Origin of the sequence: Rathayibacter sp. AY1B6, assembly GCF_002932755.1 — a bacterium.
Classification (GTDB): Bacteria; Actinomycetota; Actinomycetes; order Actinomycetales; family Microbacteriaceae; genus Rathayibacter.
The window spans coordinates 1-19,516 of sequence record NZ_PSWL01000039.1; the positions used below are offsets into that span (position 1 = coordinate 1).

A 19,516-nucleotide genomic window follows, 5' to 3' on the forward strand; every position below is an offset into this window, starting at 1 on the left:
ACGCCCTCGCGGCGGGCCCCGGCGTCAATCCGATCGGCGATCTGGCCCTGGCCCGCGCCGACTGGTCTCCCGAGCGCTGCGCCTGCAGGCCGCTCGACGCGTAGCCGCTCCTACCGGAGCCACGGAGGCGCCACCACCGGCGCGCTCTTCGCTAAGCTGATTCCCAGTCGGGGTCAGTGCTGCCCACCGCATCGAGAGCGGGCACTTCGCATTGCGTGAGGGTGTTCGCATTGTCCATCCCTCTTGGAGAGTCAACCGTGCCCAGAATCCTGATCGTCGGAGGCGGCTACGCCGGTTTCTACACCGCGTGGAAGCTCGAGAAGCAGCTCCGCCCGCACGAGGCAGAGGTCACGATCGTCGACCCGCTGCCCTACATGGCGTACCTGCCCTTCCTCCCCGAGGTCGCCGCGGGGTCGATCGAGCCCCGCCACGCGATCGTCTCGCTCCGCCGTCACCTCAAGAAGACCGCGATCCTCGCCGCCAAGGTGACGAAGATCGACCACGCGAACCGCACCGCGACGATCACCCCGACCGTGGGCGAGCCCTACGAGTTCGAGTACGACCAGATCGTCGTCACCGCCGGCTCCGTCTCGCGCACCTTCCCGATCCCGGGCGTCGCCGACAACGCGATCGGCCTGAAGACGATCGAGGAGGCGACCGCGATCCGCGACCGCATGCTCACGAACTTCGACAAGGCCGCGTCGCTCCCGGCCGGTCCCGAGCGCTCGCGCCTGCTGACCGTCACGGTCGTCGGCGGCGGGTTCGCCGGCATCGAGGTCTTCGCGGAGCTGCGCTCCTTCGCGAGCGCGCTGCTCAAGCGCTACCCCGAGATCGACTTCGAGGAGACGCAGTTCCACCTCATCGAGGCGATGGGCCGGATCATGCCCGAGGTCGCCCTCGAGACGAGCCACTGGGTGCTGAAGAACCTCGACCAGCGCGGTGCCACCGTGCACCTCGACACGCAGCTCAAGTCGGCCGAGAACGGCGTCATCCAGCTGTCGACGGGCGAGAGCTTCGAGTCGGACCTCATCATCTGGACCGCGGGCGTCATGGCGAACCCGTCGATCAAGAACTCCGACCTGCCCATCGAGGAGCGCGGCCGCCTGCGCGTGCGCGCCGACCTCCGCGTCGGCCACGACGACGTGCTCGTCGAGGGCGCCTGGGGCGCCGGCGACGCGACCGCCGTGCCCGACCTCACCGGCGGCGGCGTCGGCGGCTTCTGCGTGCCGAACGCCCAGCACGCCGTCCGCCAGGGCAAGCTCATGGCCAAGAACATCACCGCGGTGCTCCGCGGCGAGGAGCCGGTCGACTACGTGCACAAGAACCTCGGCGCGGTCGCGGGCCTGGGCATCGGCATCGGCGTGTTCCAGTCCGGCAAGATCGCGGTGAAGGGCTTCCCCGCCTGGGTGATGCACCGCGGCTACCACGGTCTCGCCATGCCCTCGTGGGAGCGCAAGTTCCGCGTGGTCTGGGGCTGGTGGAACAACCTCTGGCTCGGCCGCGACATCGCCTCGATCGAGGCCCGCGAGTACCCCCGCGGCTCCTTCGAGACCTACGCGTCGCGTCCGCGTCCGGCGGCCCCCGCCGCCGAGGCTCCGGCCGCGCAGGCCCCGGCGCAGATCCCCGGCCAGGCCGGTGCTCCGGTCCCGGTCGGCGGCGAGCCCGCCAAGTCCTGACACCGCCGCCGGGAGGATCGCTCCTCCCGGTGGTCGCCCCCATAGCCCAATCGGCAGAGGCAGACGACTTAAAATCGTCTCAGTCTGGGTTCGAGTCCCAGTGGGGGCACTCCGTCCGACGCCCGCTCCTCTAGGCGGCGCGGGCGTGCGCGCTGCGTCGAGCGGGCTGGAGCAGGGCGGCCTCGAGGGCCTCGGTGATCTCTCCCGGGGTGCAGTCGGCGCAGAGCACGACGAGCTCCTCCTCGGTGTCGCGGCCGCCGGAGCGGTCGAGGACGACGGCGTCGGTTCCGCAGAGTGCGCATTCGATCATGCGGGTACCGTACGTCCGACCTCCGACATGCGCGCGGCAGTGCCCCGGCGCGTCTCGCCCGGATCCGACCCGGGCGCCGGGTCCGACTCCGGACCGGTCGTCCTCCCGACCGGAGGACCCCGGTGTTCGGGAATCGGACGAGGATCCCGCGCGCCCGCGCCGCCTCGCCTAGAGTCGTCACCGGGCGGTTCCGCGCCCGGGCGCCCGCGTCCGGAGGCGAGCCGCCCGGTCCACGGCGGGCGCCGGAACGGTCCCGCTTCTCGTGCCCGCGGGCACTGTCATGCACCGCCCGGCGACGGGCGGCCGGGAGGCCCCCATGGGGAAGCTGCTCTACGGAGCCTCGGGAGTCGAGATCGAGTTCGACGACCGCACGCTCACGCACGTCCAGATCGTCATCGCCAACAAACTGCGCCGCCGCGAGAGCTTCTTCTTCTCCTGGCGGGACGACCCCGCGGTCGGCGACGGCCGCTCGAGCATCTGGCTCGACCCCTCCGTGCCCCTCTACTTCAAGTACTTCGGCGGCCGGGTCCCCTCGATCAACCGCACCTGGATCGATCTGCTGACCGTGTCGGCGAACTCGTCCGGCGGGCTCCAGCTCGTGCAGGAGCCGGACGCCGCCCCCACCCCGCCGCCGAAGGGCGAGCAGGGCGTCTGACCCCCTCACCCCGCCCCTCCCCGGAGAAGAGCCTCATGCAGCGCGACGTCTCGGCCCACCTGACCCTCGACGTCGCGGCTCCGGCCGCCCTCGTCCTCTCGATCGCCGTGGCCGACGCGTACGGGGCGGAGGAGTCGCTGACCCTCAGCGTGGACGGCCGCCCGCTCGCGGCTCGCGAGGTGGTCGACCAGCACGGCACCCGGCTGCACGTTCTCGACGCGCCGATCGGGCACCTGGTGATCGACTACTCCGCGCGCGTCCTCGGCCGCCTCGCTCCGCTCGAGGGCGACGAGGTGGACCGGCTGCGGTACCTGAGGCCGAGTCGCTACGCCGAGTCGGACGTGCTGTGGGCGACGGCCCGGGCCGAGTTCGCCGGCCTCGCCGGGGCGGACCTCCTGCACGCGGTGAGCTCCTGGGTCGGCACGCGGCTGGCGTACGTGCCCGGCTCCAGTCTTCCGACGGACGGGGCCGAGCGGACGCTGCTCGCCCGCCGCGGAGTCTGCCGGGACTTCGCGCACCTCGTCGTCGCCCTCCTCCGGGCGCTGGACGTGCCCGCCCGGCTGGCGGCCGTGTACGCACCGGGGCTGCAGCCGATGGACTTCCACGCGGTCGCGGAGGCCTGGATCGAGGGGGAGTGGCGGGCGGTCGACGCGACGACGCTCGCGCCGCGGTCGAGCCTCGTGCGGATCGCCACGGGACGCGACGCGGCCGACACCGCGTTCCTCGGCGTCTACGGCGGTATCGCGACGCTGCGGGAGCTGACCGTCGGCGCCGTGGCCGATGTGCTGCCGGGGGACGACCTCGACCGGCCCGTCTCGATCGGCTGAGCGGGCCGCCGAGCCCGGCTACTGAGCGGGCCGCCGAGCCCGGCTACTCCGACTCGACGAAGCGCCGCCAGGCCCAGATCGACGTGCACACCGCGCTGAAGGCGACGACGGCGAAGAGCACCGGGCCCGCTCCGCCGTCGGTCGACCAGGACGCGATGGTCGGGGTGAGCAGCACGAACAGCACGGTCGTCGCGAGGAGCGTGAGCCCGAGCCAGAGCAGCGGGGACCACTGCAGGATGCTGCGGCCGGCGGGGCGCCCGACCGGGAACAGCAGCACCACGCTCGAGCCGACCGAGATCAGCGTGGTCGCGCTCAGCACCTCGGCGAGGAGCACGGAGCCGAACGAGCCGTCGGGCGGGACCACGGCGGAGGCGCCCCAGGCGAGTCCGGCGAGCCCCAGCAGCGAGACGACGCGGACGGTCGAGAGCTTCGCCCGGTCGACGGCCGACGCGCCCTCGGGGAGGACGAGGCCGATCACCACGCCGAAGAGGAGCGCCGGGTCCAGCCCTGCGAAGCGCGAGACGAGAGCGGCCGCCGCGACCAGGAGCAGCGCGCGGGGAGCGGCGACGACGCCGATCCCGCTGAGGCCGATCCGCCGCCCGACCACCGCGGGGACGGCGGCGGCGACCGCGTTGACCACGGCGACGGCCACGATGACGGCGATCAGCAGGCGCAGGTAGGCCGGCTGGCCGTCGACGCGCCCCGAGAGCAGGACGAGGCCGGCTGCGCAGCCGATCATCCCGACGACCATCAGGCGCGGCGAGGCGGGACCGGCGTCCGGCTTGTCGTCGTACTCGACGGCGGCGCGGTTGCGGCCCGTGAGGTGCCAGCTGCGCTCGGCGCGGGGCGCGCGCCCGGCCGCGGCGAGGCGGGCCGGCACGACGACCAGGGCGAGCGAGAGCAGTGCGAGGGCGAGGGAGCGCATCCAGTCGGCCATCGAGACGACGGGCGATCCGGCCGACAGTGCGGTGGTCATGCCGGTCGCCGAGTTCCAGCCGCCCGGCTGCGAGTCGGCGCCGGGGGCGGGCTGCGGCGGCACGTCCCCGGCGCCCTGGTCGGGAGCGGGGACCGGCGCTGCGGTGGGCTCGGCGGTCGGCTCGTCGTCGGGAGCGGGCGCGGCCTCTCCGGGGCGGACGGGCGACGGGGACGCGGTCGGCGCCGCGCTGCTCGGAGCGGGAGACGCGGTGGCCCCGGGAGCGGTGGGAACTGCTCCGGGAGCGGCCGGGGTCGTCGCACTGGGCGTACCGGTGGGGGCGGTCGTCGCCGCCGCGAAGGTCACGTCGATCCAGGGGCTCGGCGGGCTGTAGTTGCCGGCGCTGTCGCCGGCGATGGCGGAGACCCGGTGCGCACCTGCCGTGATGGTGCCGCCGGTGCAGCTCCAGGCGCCTCCGCTGACCGCCGCGTCGCAGGTGTTGACCCGGTCGACGTACACGTAGGCGCGAGTGCCGTCCACGCCGGTCCCGGAGTAGGACGCGCCGCTGAGCGGCAGGGCGGCGCCGTCCGACGGCGAGGCGAGGGCAGGGGCGGCAGGAGCGGCGGTGTCGACCACGAGGGTCACCGGTGCGCTGGCCGGCGAGGCGGCGCTGCCGGCGAAGGAGGCGGTCTGCGTCGCAGTGACGCGGTAGCTGCCCGGCGCCGGAGTGGGGGCGAGCTGGCAGAACCATGCGCCGCCGGAGTCGGCGGTGGCCAGGCACGCGGCGCCGCCGTTCGAGACCGCGGCGACGCTCGCGCCGGGGTAGGCCGTGCCGCGGACCGAGCCCGCCGAGGTCGCCGAGCCGTCGACCGACTCGATGACGGGGGCGCTGAGGACGGCGATCGGGACGGCGGCCGAGGTCGTTCCGCCGCCGGCGAGGAGCTCCACCGCGACCAGGGTCGCCGGCCCGTCGTCGAGGGAGACGGCGCAGCTCCAGCCGCCGTCGGGGCCCGCGGTGGTGATGCAGAGGGGGTCGCCGCCGCCGCGGAGCCCGATCTGCACCTGGTCCCCGGCGGTCGCCGTACCGGTGACCGTCGTCGCTCCCGTCCCGAGGACCGCGCCGGAGGCGGGAGCGGTGATCGCGAGAGCGGCGGCCTGCGCGGCCGGCGCGGCCAGCCCGGAGACGGAGGCGACGGCCGCGAGCAGAACCAGCAGCAGGGCGGCGGTGCGCCGCGGGGATCGGCGGAGTCGGGGCACCGGCACGGCCGGTGAACCCCCCGGTACTGCCACGTCGACGCCCGATTTCACGATGCGTCCATTGCACGGGGGCAGGGGGGAGCTGTCAAGCGCGCCGCACCACTGTTCCCGGATGTACACCATCCGGAGGAGGGGTCTCAGCCGGTCGGGGGAGTCGGGAGGATCCGGGAGAGCGCTTCCGCGAGAATATACCCGTCGATCAGATCCGGAGGACAGTGGAATGAGCGAAGACGAGGCCCGCGGGCGCGATCGGCGGGAGGTGCGCGTCGAGGCCGCGCGCTTCGACGATCCGCGCGAGCTCGGCGGGCTCCTGCCGCCGGGCCTGCGCATCGGACTGGCGCAGAGCGCCTTCCAGACGGAGGGCTCCCTCGAGACGGGCGGCCGGGGCCGGTCGGTGTGGGACGACTTCGCACTGCGACGGGGGACGATCGCCGAGGAGGCCACTCCCGAGATCGCGACGGACTTCCTCCTGCGCTGGCGCGAGGACCTCGCGCTGCTGGTCGATCTCGGCGTCGACGAGCTCCGGCTCTCGGTCTCGTGGCCCCGGCTGCAGCCCGACGGCCGCGGACCGATCGACCGCGGAGGGCTCGGCTTCTACGACCGCCTGCTCGACGGGCTCGCCGAGACGGGGATCCGGGTCGCGCTGACCCTGCACCACCGCGACACCCCGTCGGCGCTCAGCGGCGGCTGGATGAACCGCGACACCGCGTTCCGCTTCGGCGATCTCGCGTTCGAGCTGGGCGGGCGGTTCGGCGATCGGGTCGCCGACTGGATCACCCTCGACCAGCCGTCGACAGTGATGCTCGAGGGCTACGCGCTCGCGCGGCAGGCGCCGGGCGCCGGGCGGCTGTTCAGCGCCCTGCCGGCGCTGCACCACCAGCTGCTCGGGCACGGCGTGGCGCTGGAGGCGCTGCGAGCGGCGGAGGTGACGGGGAGGATCGGCCTGGTCGACGCGCTCGCGCCGGTCGAGCCCGCCTCCGACGACGACCGGGACCGCGCCTTCGCCTCCCTGGCGGACGTTCTCCGGAACCGCCTGGTCGCCGACGCGGTGCTGACCGGGTCCTACCCGGTCGGACCGGAGGAGCTGCCGCCCTTCCTCGGCGCCCTCGCGCAGGCGGATCCGGTCGACCTCGCGCGCATCTCGGCTCCAATGGACTTCTACGCGGTCGCGCCGCTGCCTCCGCTGCGGATCGCGGCGGGCCGCGACCCGGCGCTGCCGACCGGGGCGGGCGCTCCTCCCGCGCTCCCCTTCCACACGGCGCCCTGGCCGGAGCTGGACCGCACGGGCGACGGCTCGCCGGTCGCGCCCTGGGCGGTGGTCTCGGTGCTGCGCTCCCTCGTGGAGCGCTACGGCGACACCCTCCCTCCGCTGGTCGTCACCGCGCTCGGCGCGAGCTACCCGGACGAGCCCGACCGCGAGGGAGCGATCGTCGACACCGAGCGGATCCGCTGGCTGGGGGCGCATCTCGCCGCCCTGGCCGAGGCCGTCCACGACGGACTGCCGGTCGAGGCCGTGCAGCTCTGGACCCTGGTCGACGCGTTCGAGTGGCAGCACGGCTACAGCCGCCCGCACGGGCTCGTGGCGGTCGACACGCGCAGCCGCGACCGCGTGCCCAAGGCGTCGTTCGACTGGCTCCGGCGCGTCCTCGACGCCCGCTCCTGACGCGGGGGCGTGGGAGACTGCCGCCGTGCGCAGCCTCCTCGCCCTCGCCTCCGTCCTCCACGCCGACGCCGCCCCCGTGCTCGCCGCCCTCGCGGACGTCCTCGCCGCTGACGGCGCCTACGAGCGTCGGGGGAGCGGGCTCGAGCGCCGGCTCCCCGTGCTCGGCGTCGAGCAGTGGCGGGTCCTGGCGGACGAGGAGGGGGCCCGGGTCGAGTGCGAGCTGGTCGCGGCGCCCGCTTCGTCAGCCCTCGCCGGGGTCCTCCTGCGGCGGCGGATCCGCGAGGCGCCGGAGCGGTTCCGCGCCGTCGTGACCGCGGTCGCCGACGCGGTGGAGTGACGCTCCGCGCAGGCCCGGGCGGGCTCCGCCTCCACCCCGCGCCAGCGCCCCCCGAACGGGGAATGCGCGGGCGCTCCCCGCTGTTGTCTACCGATGACGGGACGGGGCTCGGCGCCCCGCCCACCGGACAGCTCGGAGGAGCCAGAGGCAGATGGCAGGAACAGGGATGAACAAGGGTCGAGGGGCGCGCGGCAGTGACGACGAGATCGTCTACCGCCGCCACGCGAACGGACGCGGCATGGTCGCTCCCGGATCGCGCGTCTCGGCGACCGCGTACGTGGAGACCGGCGCCTACGTGGAGCCCGGCGCGACCGTGGGCGAGCGCGCCTGGATCGGCGCGGGCAGCTGGGTCGACCGCGACGCCATGATCGGACACAGTGCCTTCATCGGCGCGAACGTGCACGTCGGGCCCGAGGCGATCATCGGGCCGGGGGCGCGGATCGGGAGCTACTCCCGCATCGGACGCTCGGCCGTGATCGCGACCGGCGCCCGCATCGACCGCGACACCGTGGTGCCCGACGGCGCCCGGAAGGGCCTCGACGAGGCGAGCGAGAGCGGCCGGCGCGCGGCCTGACCCCACGACCCTGTTCCGTCGGCTCCCCGGAGCGGCGGAATAGGGTCGTTCCATGTTCGAACTCCACCACCTCAGCGCGCAGGAGCAGTGGGACTGGCTGCAGCGCGGAGAGGTCACGCCTCTCGAGCTCGCCGACCACTACCTCGCCCGGATCGAGCGCTGGAACGGGGACCTGGGCGCCTTCGCCACGGTGACCGCCGATCAGGCGCGGGAGCGGGCCGCAGCGCTCGGCACCGAGCCCGGCACCGCTCCGCTCTGGGGCCTGCCGAGCGGCGACAAGGACCTCTGGCGGCGCGCGGGCGTGCGGACCGCGTCCGGATCCCGGCTCCGTGAGCACCACGTGCCCACTGCCTCCGACGAGATCGTCGAGGTGCTCGACGCGGCGGGAGCGGTCAGCCTCGGCAAGACCGCGGCGCCCGAGTTCGGGATGCCCTCCTACACCGAGACGCGGATCGGCCCGCCCGCCGTCACGCCCTGGGACACCCGCCTGGGGGCCGGCGGATCCAGCGGAGGAGCAGCGGTCGCCGTCGCCGCGGGACTGCTGCCGTTCGCCCCCGCGTCGGACGGCGGCGGGTCCATCCGCATCCCCGCCGCGGCCTGCGGACTGGTGGGGCTGAAGCCCTCCCGCGGACGCGTCGCCGCGCTCTCCGGCATCGGCGGGGTCGGCGGCCTGACGGTCGCCGGGCCGATCACCCGCTCGGTCGCCGACGCGGGCCTCCTGCTCGAGGGCATGCTGGAGCGGACGAACGGCCGCCTCCCGCAGCGCTGGTCGCTCGGCGCGCCCGGTGACGGCGACGGCTCGTTCCTCGGCGCCGCGGTCCGGGGAGAGGGGCGCTTCCAGATCGGCGTGCTGACGGACTCGCCCTGGGACGAGGAGTACGAGATCGCTCTCGCTCCGGAGGCGCGCGCCGCCCTTGACGAGGGGATCGCCGCGCTGGCCGCCCTCGGCCACGGGCTCGAGGAGGCGTCGCTGCCCCCGAGCGCCGCGTACCCCGCCGCGTTCCGGACGCTGTGGCAGAGCGGCGCGGCGACCCTGCCCGTCGAGGGCGCAGACCTCGATCTGCTGGAGCCGCTGACCCGCTGGCTGGTGGAGGAGGGGCGTCGGCGATCCGCCCGCGAGATCGTCGAGGCGGCGTCCTGGCTCTCGGGCTACGAGCGCGCGGTGATCGCGGCGTTCTCCAGCGTCGACGCGGTCCTGACGCCGTCGCTGGCGATGACGCCGCGCCCTGTCGGCTGGTACGACCTCGAGGATCCCGAGCGCAATTTCGAGCAGCAGTGCCTCTACACGCCGTACACGTCCTTCGTGAACGTGAGCGGCCTCCCCGCGATCACCCTTCCGCTGAGCACCACGGAGGAGGGCCTGCCGATGGGAGTCCAGCTGATCGGGCGGCCCGGCGGCGAGGCGACGCTGCTGGCGATCGGCGCGCAGCTCGAGCGACGGGCGCGCTGGCAGAGGCGGCACCCGCCGCAGTGGTGACGGAGGAGGCCGCCGTGGTGACGGATCCGTTCGCCGAGGTGGCGGGTCCGGACGCGGCCGCACGGCGGATGGTCAGGATCCGACTCTGGCCACTGAGGTAAGCCTTGCCTATACTCGAACGTGATGTGCATGTTCGAGGACCGCGACGGCTCCGCGCCGGTCGACGTGAAGCAGTTCCTGATCGCGGGCGACGAGACCGTCGTGCCGTGGATCCAGAGCATCCTCGACACCCTCCCCGCGAACGCCCGCGGCCAGGTCTTCGTCGAGGTCGACGACGCGCGCGGACTCCCGCCGCTCGCCGCCCCCGGCCGGGTCTGCGTCACCTGGCTCGGCCGCTCGGAGCGCACGGGCGCCCCCGGCACCGGGGAGCGCTGCTCCCGCGGAGTCGCGCTCGACCGCGCGGTCCGGGCGTGGGTCGGCGAGATGTCGGTCGTCGACGGCGACTACCCGTGGGCCGACGACCGCCACGACTTCTGCGCCTGGATCGGCGGGGCGGGCCCCGTCGTCGCCGAGCTCGCCGCCGACGTCGAGGCGCGCCTGCGCACCTCCGCCGAGCACCCCGCGCGCTGACCGTCCGCCGGGCGTCCCGGCTCAGTGTTAGGCAAGGCTTACCTTCTGTGCGAGACTGAGGCGATGCCTCCGACGACCGCCGCCCCCGCCCGACCGGCCTACCGGCCGTACCTCGCGACCGTCGCCGCAGCGACCCGGATCGCCCCGCACTTCATCCGCGTGACCCTCACCGGCACAGGCCTCGACCACGTCGGCTGCACCGGCCCCGACCAGCGCATCAAGCTCGTCGTCCCCACCGCCGCCTCCGACGCCCCCGCCTTCCTCGCCTCCGTCTCGGACCCCGACGGACCCGACGGACTCGACCCCGACTGGTACGGCCGCTGGCGACAGCTCCCCGACGAGCTCCGGAACCCCCTCCGCACCTACACGATCCGCGCCGTCCGCCCCGAGGACGCCGAGGTCGACATCGACTTCGCCGCCCACGGCGACACCGGACCGGCCTCCGCCTGGGTCGAGACCGCCCGCCCCGGCGACCAGATCGTCATCATCGCGCCCGACACGCGCTCCGACCTCCCCGGCGGCGGAGTCGAATTCCACCCCGGCGCCGCCACCTCCCTCCTCCTCGCCGGCGACGAGACGGCCGTCCCCGCCATCGCCGCGATCCTCGAGAGCCTCGACGCCGACGCCACCGGCGCCGCGTTCCTCGAAGTCCCCACCGCCCTCGACCGCCTCCCGCTCCGCCACCCCGCCGGCGTCCACATCACCTGGATCGTCCGCACCGACGCGGCAGCCCCCGGAGCAGCCCTCGGCGACGCCGTCCGCGCCTGGGCCGGCCGCTTCCTCACCGCCCACCACCGCGGCGTCGACGTCAGCGACATCGACGTCGACCACGAGATCCTCTGGGAAGTCCCCGAGGAGAGCCGCGACCCCGGCCTCTACGCCTGGATCGCCGGCGAAGCGGGCGCCGTGAAGCTGATCCGCCGCTGCCTGGTCACCGAACTCGGACTCGACCGGAAGCGGGTGGCGTTCATGGGGTACTGGCGCCTCAACCGCCCAGAGTCCAACTGACCCGGAGCGCCGCAGGGCGACGTTCTGCGGCGTTGTCGTCGGGCGCGATACCGCCGGTATCGCTTCCTCCTCCGCCTTGCAGAACGACGCCCTGCGACGCTCCGGGCGCTGCTCGTCGGGGGGCGGCGCGCCACGGGCGCGACCGCGGGGGACGGCGCGCCAGAGGCGCGGCCTCGGGCGCGCTGCTGAGAGCGCAGCACTCGGGGAGGGCGGATCGAGAGCCGCCGGGAGAGCGCCTGGGCGCTCCGCGCCGCACCCGCGCCGAGTCGGCGGCAGCGGGGAGCGGCAGCGGGCTACAGGGTGGGGGAGACGCCGACGAGACGGCTGGAGAGGGTCCAGAGGTCGTGTGCGAGAGCGCGGTCGCGGGCCTGGGGGTTCAGGGAGCCGTGCGGCGTCAGCTGGTCGAAGTAGGTGCCGCTGGCGGCGCCGACGTCGGGCTCGGAGGCGAGCGTGATCAGCGGCACCGCACCCGCCTCGGCGGAGATGCCGAAGGAGCCGACCGAGAGGCTCGTCATCAGCTTCATCATCGTGCTGTCGGCGCCGAAGCTCGTCGAGACGACGCCCGGATGGAACGAGTAGGCGTCGACGGACGTCGTCAGCAGGCGCTCCGCCAGCTCGCGGATGAAGAGGATCGTCACCAGCTTCGACGTGCCGTACGCCCGCCAGCCGCCGAGCCACGGGCCGCGGCGGTTGTCGAGGTCGTCGAGCTTCAGACGTCCGAAGCGGTTCGCGAGGCTCGCAGTGGAGACGACGCGCACACCGGGCCGCTCCCGCGAGGTCTCGATCATCCGCGGGAGCAGGAGACGGGTGAGCAGGAACGGCGCGAGATGGTTGCTCTGGATCGTCCGCTCGTGGCCGTCGACCGTCTCGGCGCGATGCGAGACGAGCCCGCCCGCGTTGTTCGCGAGGACGTCGATCCGCTCGTAGCGCTCGAGGAGGCCGTCGGCCAGGGCGCGGACGTCGTCGAGCCGGTCGAAGTCGGCCAGGAAGGCGTCGCCGCCCACGTCGGCGGCGACGGCGCGGGTGCGCTCGGGGTTCCGCCCGACCACGGCCACGCGGGCCCCGGCGGACGCCAGCGCTCCCGCCGCGACCCGGCCGATGCCGGAGCTCGCTCCGGTGAGGACGACGACGCGCCCCGTCATGTCAGTGACCACGGAGATATCCGCCCTTCTCGAGACCGGCTTCGATCTCGAATCGATTGCGCAGCGGATCGCGACCCGCCACCGTGTACGCGAACGGGAACCACATCCCGTAGAGCCGCCACTGCTCCTTGTGCACGGCCTCGTGCTCGAGGACGCTGTCGGAGACGTTGGTGCCCGTGAGGTAGCTCGTGCCGACGCAGGACCCTCCGCGGCCGAACGCCCAGGAGGGCAGACCGGTGAAGACGACGAGGCCGTGGCTGCGCCGGATCGGGCCCGTGCTCCACAGCGCGCCCCACGCGAGTCCGACTGCGCACGCGAAGAGGTAGCCCGGCCGGGTGATCGCCGGATCCAGGGCCACCGTCGCGACGGCTCGGCGGAGCGCGCTCACGCGCTGTCGCGCCCGTAGGTCTCGAGCAGCCGCAGCCAGACCTCGCTGATCGTCGGGTAGGAGGGGACCGCGTGCCAGAGGCGCGAGAGCGGCACCTCGCCGACGACGGCGATCGTCGCGGAGTGGATCAGCTCGCCGACCTCCTTGCCGACGAACGTGACCCCGAGGACGACCTGGCGATCCTCGTCCACGACCATCCGCGCGGTGCCCCTGTAGCCGTCGGCGGCGAGCGCGGCGCCGGCGACCGAGCCGATCTCGTAGTCGACCACGCGGGTGCGGTAGCCGGCCTTCTCGGCGGCCGCGGCGGTGAGGCCGACGGACGCGACCTCGGGGTCGGTGAAGACGACCTGCGGCACGGCCTCGTGGTCCGCGGTCGCGACGTGGGCGCCCCAGGGGGCGTCGTGCACCTCGGCGCCCGCGGCGCGCGCGACGATCACGTCGCCGGCCGCACGGGCCTGGTACTTGCCCTGGTGCGTGAGCAGTGCGCGGTGGTTCACGTCGCCGACGCCGTAGAGCCACGGACGCTCGCCGCCGAGGGGAGCTCCGTCGTCGCCGAGGACGAGCATCGTGTCGTCGACGGTCAGCGAGGAGCCGGGCTCGAGGCCCACCGTCTCGAGACCGACGTCGCGGGAGTGCGGGGCCCGGCCGGTCGCGGCGAGCACCTGGTCGGCCTCGATGACGTCGCCGCCCTCGAGCGTCACCGTCACGGTGCCGTCGGACCGGCGCTCGACCGAGACGGGCGAGTCGCCGAGGCGCAGGTCGACGCCGAGCTCCTGGAGCGCTGAGCCGACGAGCTCGCCGGCGAAGGGCTCGAACGGGGCGAGGAGTCCGCTGCGGGCGACGAGCGTGACGGAGGAGCCCATGCCGGCGTAGGCGGTCGCCATCTCGGTCGCGACGACTCCGCCGCCGATGACGACGAGGCGCGGCGGCACCTCCTCGGCCGAGGTGGCCTCGCGGCTCGTCCAGGGTGACGCGGCGCGCAGGCCCGGGATGTCGGGAACGACGGCGGTGGTGCCGGTCGCGACGGCGACGGCGGAGCGGGCGCGGAGCACGCGCACCTCGCCGTCGGGTCCGGTCACGGTCACCTCGCGCTCGCCGCTCAGGCGGCCGTGCCCGCGGACGAGCTCGATGCCGGCCCCCTCGAGCCACTGCACCTGGCCGTGGTCGTCGAAGTGGCTGGTGAAGGAGTCGCGGCGGGCCAGGAGCGCGGGCACGTCGACTCCTCCGCTCACCGCCTGCGCCGCGCCGGGGAGATCACGGGCGGCGCGGAGCGCCATCGGCGGCCGCAGCAGCGCCTTCGAGGGCATGCACGCCCAGTAGGAGCACTCGCCACCGACGAGCTCGCTCTCGACGACGGCCGCGGTGAGGCCGCCCTGGACCGCGCGGTCGGCGAGGTTCTCGCCCACCGGCCCGGCTCCGATGACGATGACGTCGAACTCGTCGGTCGTGCTGCTCATGCTGTCTCCCTGGGGTTCTCGGAGGCGTCGAGCCCCGTCGTCGGTGGGTGCGCGGCGGTCAATGCGCCGGCACGATCTCGGCCCGCCAGCCGTCGTAGCGGCCGCCGTGGCTCTCGACCGCGTCGATGACCTGGCGGAGGAACGCGGTGGTCGACTGCTCGTCGACCGCGGCGTGGTGGCTCGCGACCAGGACCTGCCTCAGCCGGAGCCGCGAGATCGCGATCTGGAAGCCGGAGGCGACGAGGACGCGTCCGGCGCGCCGTGCGGTGCTGCGGCGGGAGAACACGGCGAAGTGGTCGACCTCGCGCAGCTCCCACACCTGGTCGCCGTAGCGGAGCCGGATCTCGAGCTGCTGCGCGGCCCGCTCCTGCTGCGCCTCGAGGGAGGAGCTGCCGGGCGCCGTGACGGTGGTGCTCTCGTCGCTCATCGGCCGGTGAACTCCGCCGTGGTCCGCTGGAGGAAGGCCTCGGTGCCGATGCGCGCGTCCTCGGACGCCGCGAGACGCGCGAGCGCCCCGGGAAGCGCGGCCGCGGCCTCGGCGTCGGACGCGGCGACGGCGAGCCGGGCACTGGCCAGGGCGGCCTGCACGGCGAGCGGCGCCTGCGCGGCGATCCGAGCGGCCAGCGCCCAGGCCGCCTCGGCGACCCTCCCGTCGGGGACGACCTGCTGCACGAGGCCGATGCGGTGGGCCTCCTCGGCGTCGAAGAGGTCGCCGGTGAGGATCCAGCGCATCGCGACGCCCCAGCCGACGGCGCGGGGGAACCGCAGCGTCGCTCCGCCGAAGGGCAGGATGCCGCGGGCGACCTCGATCTGGCCGAAGCGGGTGGACCGCTCGGCGAGCACGACGTCGCTCGCGAGCGCGAGCTCGATGCCGAGCGTGAGGCAGGTGCCCTGGAGGCCGATGACGACCGGCTTGCTCACGGGCCGGGTGCGCAGGCCCCAGGGGTCGAGGCCGCCCTCGGGCACGAAGTCGAGGCCGTCGGAGCCCAGGCGGGGCCCGATGTCGGCGAGGTCGAGCCCGGCCGTGAAGTGCTCGCCCTCGGCGAGGACGACGCCGGCGCGCAGCTCCGGGTCGCGGTCGAGCTCGCCGTACGCGGAGGCCAGCTCGGAGAGGAGCCGCAGATCGGCGGCGTTGCGCTTCTCGGGCCGGTCCAGCACGATCGCGAGCACGGTTCCGCGCCGCTCGGTGCGCACGCGCGGTCTCTCGTCGCTCATCGTTCCTCCGCTCGGTCGCGTCCGACCATCTTGCCGGGTGCCGCCGACACGCGCTCGGGCTTGCGCGCCGATGGCAGGGCTCTCTCAGGCCCCGCGGGACAGAGCACCGAGGAGGCGGAGGATCGTGGGCAGGTCGTCCTCGGCCGCGGTCGGCGACGACGGGGCGAACGAGGTGACGCCGGCGCCCGCGAGCGGGAAACGGGACCGGAGGGCGTCGAGGCTCGCGACGAGGCGGGAGGCGGGCACGCCGAAGGGCACCGGGTCGAACAGCCCGGCGAGATCGGCGGGGTCGAGCACGTCCAGATCGAGGTGCACGTAGACGGAGGCGGCACCGGTCGCCGCGACTGCCGCGACGAGCGAGTCCGGGTCGAGGGCGTCCGCGGTCAGCACCGCGGCTCCCCGCTCGACCAGCGGCTCGAGCTCGCCGTCGTCGGCGGAGCGGACGCCGGCGAGGACGACGCGCTCGTCGGCCACGCGCTCCTCGGCGCCCGCGCTCAGGAGGCCGACGCCGCGGCCCAGCGCGGCCGAGAGGACCATGCCGCAGAAGGCGCCGCTGGGGGAGGACTCGGGAGTGTGCGCGTCCGGGTGGGCGTCGAGCCAGACCAGCGCGACCGGGCCCGGCGCCGAGCGCACCGCGTGCCCGATCGCCGCGAACTCGACGCCGCAGTCGCCGCCGATCGTGATCACGGGGTCGGTGCGGCCCGAGAGGGCCTCGCGCACCCGCTCGGCGACGGTGGCGACCGAGGCGTAGCGGCGGATGCCGGTGTCCTGGGCGTCACCCGCCTCGGCGGGGATGTCGAGGGTCGTGGTGGCGGAGGAGGGCAGATCGCCCCGGATCGCCTCGGCTCCGTCGACGAGGCGCATCGCGCGCGTCGACGCCGAGCCCTGCCACTGGGGGACGACGAGGAAGGAGGCCATGACCCTCACTATGGCACGCGCGCCGGTGCCGGGTGCCTGCGCGCTCAGGCCGCGGGCAGGCCTCCGGGGACGGCCGCGGGGCGGAGCGACGGGGGTGCGCCGTCGAGGTCGACCAGCGCCTCGTCGAGCGCGGAGCGGGCGCGGTCGGCGGCGGCGCGGGCCTCGACCAGAGCGCCGGCCGGATCGGCTGCCGCGCGGCGCACCGCGGTGTCCAGCTGCCCGAGGGTCTCCTCCGCGAGGATCCGGGGTGCAGCGGTGATGCGCTCGCCGTGCACGGCGGCCAGGAGCAGCACCGACTCGGCGCCGAGCCGGGCCGCGGTGCGCGCCGCCTCGAACAGGAGGAGCTGGCGCTCGGCCTGGGCGCGCGGCTCGCGGTACCCGGACACGACGGCGTCCAACGCGGAGTCGGCGTCGAGCAGCAGGACCAGGAGCGCGGCCGGATCGTGGCGGGCGCCGGCCGACCGGGCGTCGTCGGCGTCCAGGAGGAGCGACCGTGCCGCGGCGCACGCGACGGCCACGTCGGCGGCGGAGGCGAGCTGAGCCGAGGTGCGCAGGTCGGAGAGGGTGGCGGCCCGCTCCAGGTCGTCCCGCACGGAGCGCTCGACGCGGCTCAGCTGCACCTCGGCGCGGGTCAGGAGCCCGACCAGCGAGTCGACCGCGTCGAGGAGGGCGCCGGGATCGGGGGAGCCGCCGGCGGCGACGTGCTCGACGGCCTCGCGCAGCGGTCGGACCGGGCGCTCGGGAGTGGTCCCGGCGAGGACGGAGACCTCGGAGCGCGCCTGCTGCACGCGCTCCGGGACGGACGGGCTCGGCGAGGTCACTCCGTGATCGTACGGCCGGAGTGTGACACCGCGTGACACGGCGGTTCGACCGGCGGCGGCGGCGTCCCCAGGATGGAGTCATGACCCGCTCGCTCGCCATCGTCGAGGTCGCCCGCGTGCGACCGGGCCGCGAGGAGTACCACGCCTACGTGCAGATCCTGAACGGCCGCATCCTCGCCCTCGCCCACGAGCGCGGCTGGCGGGCGGAGCGCTTCGCCGCCGAGGAGCTGGGCACGGAGGAGCTGCTCGCTCGGACGGCGGGGGCGGACGCCGTGGTCCTCGCGGGCGGCGAGGACATCGCTCCCGAGCAGTACGGAGCCGACCGCGGCTATCCGGCCGAGGGCCCCCACGCGGAGCGCGCCGACGCGGCCCAGATCGCGCTGGTGCACCGGGCGCTGGCCCGTCGGACCCCGCTGCTGGGCATCTGCCGCGGCCTGCAGATCGTCAACGTCGCGCTGGGCGGCACGCTGGTGCAGGACCTGGGTCCGGAGGCGGAGCACGTCAACGCGTCGGCCCCCGCTCACCAGCGCATGCACCGGCACGAGGTCGGGCTCGCGGCGGGCTCCGTGCTCGGCGGGCTCTTCGGGTCCGAGGCGCTCGCGGTGCAGAGTGCGCACCACCAGGCGGTCGACCTGCTCGCCCCCGGGCTGCGGGTCGTCGCGCGGGCCGAGGACGGCGTGATCGAGGCCGTCGAGCACGTCGCGGCCCCCCTCGTGGGCGTGCAGTGGCACCCCGAGGACCCGGACGCTCCCGCCGGTCAGCTGGCGACGCTGCTCGACGGGCTGGCGCTGGCCGCAGCCCGCGGGGAGTTCGCGCTGCCCCTCGCCGCCTGAGCGGCCGGGGCTCCCCGCGGGCGACCGGGCTCAGCGGGCCAGTCGGGCCATCCACGCCTCGATGTCGTCGGCCGAGCGCGGGATGCCGGCCGAGAGGTTCTCGGCGCCGTCTGCGGTGACGAGCACGTCGTCCTCGATCCGGACGCCGATGCCGCGCAGCTCCTCCGGGACCGTCAGGTCGTCGGGCTGGAAGTAGAGGCCGGGTTCGATCGTGAAGACCATGCCCTCCTCGACCAGTCCGTCGAGGTACATCTCGCGCCGCGCCCGGGCGCAGTCGTGCACGTCGAGCCCGAGGTGGTGGCTGGTGCCGTGGACCATGTAGCGGCGGTGCTGCTGGTTGTCGGCCTCGAGCGCCTCCTCGGCGCTGACCGGCAGCAGGCCCCACTCGGCGGTGCGGCGCGCGATGACGGCCATCGCCGCGGCGTGCACCTCGCGGAAGCGGATGCCGGACCGGACGATCGCGAACGCGGCGTCGGCCGCCTCCCGCACCGTCTCGTGCACCCGGCGCTGGGCGTCCGTGTACCGGCCGTCGACCGGGAAGGTGCGCGTGATGTCGGCGGTGTAGTAGCTGTCCTGCTCGACGCCGGCGTCCAGCAGCACCAGCTGGCCGGGGCGCACCGGCCCGTCGTTGCGCGTCCAGTGCAGGATGCAGGCGTGGGGGCCCGCCGCGGCGATGGTGTCGTAGCCGACCGCGTTGCCGTCGGCGCGCGCGCGTCCGTTGAAGACGCCCTCGATCAGGCGCTCGCCCTTCTCGTGGGCGACGATGCGCGGCAGGTCGGAGAGGACGTCCTCGAAGCCGCGGCCCGTCGCGTCGACGGCGGCGCGCAGCTCGGCGATCTCGTAGGCGTCCTTGACCAGGCGGAGCTCGGCGATATCGCGCTCGAGCGCCGCGTCGCGGTCCGCCCGCTCGTCGGCCTCGACCGCGTCGAGACGGCCGGTCACCGCCGGGTCGGCCTCGCGCAGCACGGCGACGGGGACGCCGTCGTGCGCGTCGAGGACCGCGTCGAGCTCGGCGATCCCGCGGGTGGCGAGGCCGAGATCGCTCGCGACCTGCGCGAGCGACGGACGCGGCCCGATCCAGAACTCGCCGATCTCGGGGTTGGCGTAGAACTCGTCGGAGTCGCGGCCCGCGCGCTCGCGGAAGTAGAGCGTCGCGCTGTGGCCGGACTCGGCGGGCTCGAGGACGAGGACCGCGCCGGGCTCGGAGTCGGAGCCCCAGCCGGTGAGCCAGGTGAAGGCCGAATGCGCACGGAAGGGGTAGTCGGTGTCGTTCGCGCGCTGCTTGAGGCGGCCCGCCGGGACGATGATGCGGACGCCGGTGTGCAGCGCGGAGAGGCGCTCGCGGCGGGAGGCGGCGAAGGACGCCTGCTCACGCGGAGCGGGCAGCGGCTCCTCCCTCTCGGCCCAGCCGGACGCGATGAAATCACGGAAGCGGTCGGAGGCGGGGGTCGTGGAGCGGTTCGCGGTGGCGCGGG

General features: G+C 74.9%; 20 protein-coding genes, 1 tRNA gene and 1 pseudogene. 12 read left to right on the top strand and 10 right to left on the bottom strand.

The features are described from left to right. The 3 genes and pseudogenes from C5D08_RS17450 to C5D08_RS16040 all read left to right on the top strand — a co-directional run. Positions 1 to 104, top strand: a pseudogene (locus C5D08_RS17450) (DUF501 domain-containing protein); the annotation flags it as partial. 153 nt (positions 105 to 257) lie between these two features. Next, on the top strand, positions 258 to 1,676 hold the full coding sequence (locus C5D08_RS16035; RefSeq protein ID WP_104225019.1) for an NAD(P)/FAD-dependent oxidoreductase: 1,419 nt from the start codon (positions 258 to 260) through the stop codon (positions 1,674 to 1,676). 35 nt (positions 1,677 to 1,711) lie between these two features. Beyond that, positions 1,712 to 1,785, top strand: a tRNA-Leu gene (locus C5D08_RS16040). 21 nt (positions 1,786 to 1,806) lie between these two features. Here the strand turns inward: C5D08_RS16040 and C5D08_RS16045 are convergent. Next, positions 1,807 to 1,986: a hypothetical protein gene (locus tag C5D08_RS16045; protein ID WP_104277864.1), complete on the bottom strand. Its 180-nt coding sequence runs from the start codon at positions 1,984 to 1,986 to the stop codon at positions 1,807 to 1,809. Between the two features lie 316 nt (positions 1,987 to 2,302). Between C5D08_RS16045 and C5D08_RS16050 the strand changes: the two genes are divergently transcribed. Together C5D08_RS16050 and C5D08_RS16055 are read left to right on the top strand one after the other, a co-directional pair. After that, complete coding sequence (locus C5D08_RS16050) at positions 2,303 to 2,641, top strand: ATP-dependent DNA ligase (protein WP_104277865.1); 339 nt, start codon at positions 2,303 to 2,305, stop codon at positions 2,639 to 2,641. A 35-nt stretch (positions 2,642 to 2,676) separates the two neighbouring features. Further along, positions 2,677 to 3,468 (top strand): transglutaminase family protein, encoded by a 792-nt coding sequence (locus C5D08_RS16055; RefSeq protein ID WP_104277866.1) that lies wholly within the window; start codon positions 2,677 to 2,679, stop codon positions 3,466 to 3,468. A 43-nt stretch (positions 3,469 to 3,511) separates the two neighbouring features. On the opposite strand, the gene C5D08_RS16060 is transcribed toward C5D08_RS16055, so the two are convergent. After that, on the bottom strand, positions 3,512 to 5,638 hold the full coding sequence (locus tag C5D08_RS16060; protein WP_146086167.1) for a hypothetical protein: 2,127 nt from the start codon (positions 5,636 to 5,638) through the stop codon (positions 3,512 to 3,514). A gap of 220 nt (positions 5,639 to 5,858) precedes the next feature. On the opposite strand from C5D08_RS16060, the gene C5D08_RS16065 reads away from it, so the two are divergent. The 6 genes from C5D08_RS16065 (at position 5,859) to C5D08_RS16090 (ending at position 11,267) form a co-directional block, all read left to right on the top strand. Further along, complete coding sequence (locus C5D08_RS16065; RefSeq protein ID WP_181110331.1) at positions 5,859 to 7,301, top strand: glycoside hydrolase family 1 protein; 1,443 nt, start codon at positions 5,859 to 5,861, stop codon at positions 7,299 to 7,301. 25 nt (positions 7,302 to 7,326) lie between these two features. Continuing rightward, the gene (locus tag C5D08_RS16070) at positions 7,327 to 7,638 is read left to right on the top strand and encodes a hypothetical protein (protein WP_104277869.1); all 312 of its coding nucleotides are present in this window, start codon (positions 7,327 to 7,329) and stop codon (positions 7,636 to 7,638) included. A 166-nt stretch (positions 7,639 to 7,804) separates the two neighbouring features. Further along, on the top strand, positions 7,805 to 8,212 hold the full coding sequence (locus C5D08_RS16075; RefSeq protein WP_181110330.1) for a transferase: 408 nt from the start codon (positions 7,805 to 7,807) through the stop codon (positions 8,210 to 8,212). A gap of 52 nt (positions 8,213 to 8,264) precedes the next feature. Further along, on the top strand, positions 8,265 to 9,689 hold the full coding sequence (locus C5D08_RS16080) for an amidase (protein WP_104277871.1): 1,425 nt from the start codon (positions 8,265 to 8,267) through the stop codon (positions 9,687 to 9,689). A 123-nt stretch (positions 9,690 to 9,812) separates the two neighbouring features. Then, positions 9,813 to 10,259: an SIP domain-containing protein gene (locus C5D08_RS16085; protein ID WP_104277872.1), complete on the top strand. Its 447-nt coding sequence runs from the start codon at positions 9,813 to 9,815 to the stop codon at positions 10,257 to 10,259. A gap of 63 nt (positions 10,260 to 10,322) precedes the next feature. Next, a complete protein-coding gene (locus C5D08_RS16090; protein WP_104277873.1) occupies positions 10,323 to 11,267 on the top strand; it encodes a siderophore-interacting protein in 945 nt (314 codons plus the stop codon). A 293-nt stretch (positions 11,268 to 11,560) separates the two neighbouring features. On the opposite strand, the gene C5D08_RS16095 is transcribed toward C5D08_RS16090, so the two are convergent. The 7 genes from C5D08_RS16095 to C5D08_RS16125 form a co-directional block, all read right to left on the bottom strand. Further along, complete coding sequence (locus tag C5D08_RS16095; RefSeq protein WP_258067438.1) at positions 11,561 to 12,421, bottom strand: SDR family NAD(P)-dependent oxidoreductase; 861 nt, start codon at positions 12,419 to 12,421, stop codon at positions 11,561 to 11,563. Then, positions 12,411 to 12,797, bottom strand: a complete 387-nt coding sequence (locus tag C5D08_RS16100) for a Fe-S oxidoreductase (RefSeq protein ID WP_104227423.1) — start codon at positions 12,795 to 12,797, stop codon at positions 12,411 to 12,413. Before C5D08_RS16100 ends, C5D08_RS16095 begins: the two co-directional genes overlap by 11 nt. Beyond that, positions 12,794 to 14,254, bottom strand: a complete 1,461-nt coding sequence (locus C5D08_RS16105) for an NAD(P)/FAD-dependent oxidoreductase (protein ID WP_104277875.1) — start codon at positions 14,252 to 14,254, stop codon at positions 12,794 to 12,796. Before C5D08_RS16105 ends, C5D08_RS16100 begins: the two co-directional genes overlap by 4 nt. A 58-nt stretch (positions 14,255 to 14,312) precedes the next feature. After that, a complete protein-coding gene (locus tag C5D08_RS16110; protein ID WP_104277876.1) occupies positions 14,313 to 14,681 on the bottom strand; it encodes a ribonuclease E inhibitor RraB in 369 nt (122 codons plus the stop codon). Further along, positions 14,678 to 15,469 carry a crotonase/enoyl-CoA hydratase family protein gene (locus C5D08_RS16115; protein WP_104277877.1) on the bottom strand — a complete coding sequence of 264 codons (792 nt, stop codon included), beginning with the start codon at positions 15,467 to 15,469 and terminating at the stop codon, positions 14,678 to 14,680. The genes C5D08_RS16110 and C5D08_RS16115 overlap by 4 nt, the downstream gene beginning before the upstream one ends. 84 nt (positions 15,470 to 15,553) lie before the next feature. Beyond that, on the bottom strand, positions 15,554 to 16,387 hold the full coding sequence (locus C5D08_RS16120; protein WP_104277878.1) for an arginase family protein: 834 nt from the start codon (positions 16,385 to 16,387) through the stop codon (positions 15,554 to 15,556). Between the two features lie 44 nt (positions 16,388 to 16,431). Beyond that, positions 16,432 to 17,208, bottom strand: a complete 777-nt coding sequence (locus tag C5D08_RS16125; protein ID WP_104277879.1) for a hypothetical protein — start codon at positions 17,206 to 17,208, stop codon at positions 16,432 to 16,434. 80 nt (positions 17,209 to 17,288) lie between these two features. On the opposite strand from C5D08_RS16125, the gene C5D08_RS16130 reads away from it, so the two are divergent. Next, positions 17,289 to 18,041, top strand: a complete 753-nt coding sequence (locus C5D08_RS16130; protein ID WP_104277880.1) for a gamma-glutamyl-gamma-aminobutyrate hydrolase family protein — start codon at positions 17,289 to 17,291, stop codon at positions 18,039 to 18,041. Between the two features lie 30 nt (positions 18,042 to 18,071). Here C5D08_RS16130 and C5D08_RS16135 read toward each other — a convergent pair. Then, a partial coding sequence (locus C5D08_RS16135; RefSeq protein WP_104277881.1) for an aminopeptidase P family protein occupies positions 18,072 to 19,516 on the bottom strand: 1,445 nt, incomplete at its 5' end.

What these genes read in the sequence shown, in the direction of transcription:
- C5D08_RS16045 (WP_104277864.1), bottom strand. Translation starts at nt 1,986, where the DNA reads ATGATCGAATGCGCACTCTGCGGAACCGACGCCGTCGTCCTCGACCGC.
- C5D08_RS16050 (WP_104277865.1), top strand. Translation starts at nt 2,303, where the DNA reads ATGGGGAAGCTGCTCTACGGAGCCTCGGGAGTCGAGATCGAGTTCGAC.
- C5D08_RS16055 (WP_104277866.1), top strand. Translation starts at nt 2,677, where the DNA reads ATGCAGCGCGACGTCTCGGCCCACCTGACCCTCGACGTCGCGGCTCCG.
- C5D08_RS16065 (WP_181110331.1), top strand. Translation starts at nt 5,859, where the DNA reads ATGAGCGAAGACGAGGCCCGCGGGCGCGATCGGCGGGAGGTGCGCGTC.
- C5D08_RS16075 (WP_181110330.1), top strand. Translation starts at nt 7,805, where the DNA reads ATGAACAAGGGTCGAGGGGCGCGCGGCAGTGACGACGAGATCGTCTAC.
- C5D08_RS16080 (WP_104277871.1), top strand. Translation starts at nt 8,265, where the DNA reads ATGTTCGAACTCCACCACCTCAGCGCGCAGGAGCAGTGGGACTGGCTG.
- C5D08_RS16085 (WP_104277872.1), top strand. Translation starts at nt 9,813, where the DNA reads ATGTGCATGTTCGAGGACCGCGACGGCTCCGCGCCGGTCGACGTGAAG.
- C5D08_RS16090 (WP_104277873.1), top strand. Translation starts at nt 10,323, where the DNA reads ATGCCTCCGACGACCGCCGCCCCCGCCCGACCGGCCTACCGGCCGTAC.
- C5D08_RS16105 (WP_104277875.1), bottom strand. Translation starts at nt 14,254, where the DNA reads ATGAGCAGCACGACCGACGAGTTCGACGTCATCGTCATCGGAGCCGGG.
- C5D08_RS16110 (WP_104277876.1), bottom strand. Translation starts at nt 14,681, where the DNA reads ATGAGCGACGAGAGCACCACCGTCACGGCGCCCGGCAGCTCCTCCCTC.
- C5D08_RS16115 (WP_104277877.1), bottom strand. Translation starts at nt 15,469, where the DNA reads ATGAGCGACGAGAGACCGCGCGTGCGCACCGAGCGGCGCGGAACCGTG.
- C5D08_RS16120 (WP_104277878.1), bottom strand. Translation starts at nt 16,387, where the DNA reads ATGGCCTCCTTCCTCGTCGTCCCCCAGTGGCAGGGCTCGGCGTCGACG.
- C5D08_RS16130 (WP_104277880.1), top strand. Translation starts at nt 17,289, where the DNA reads ATGACCCGCTCGCTCGCCATCGTCGAGGTCGCCCGCGTGCGACCGGGC.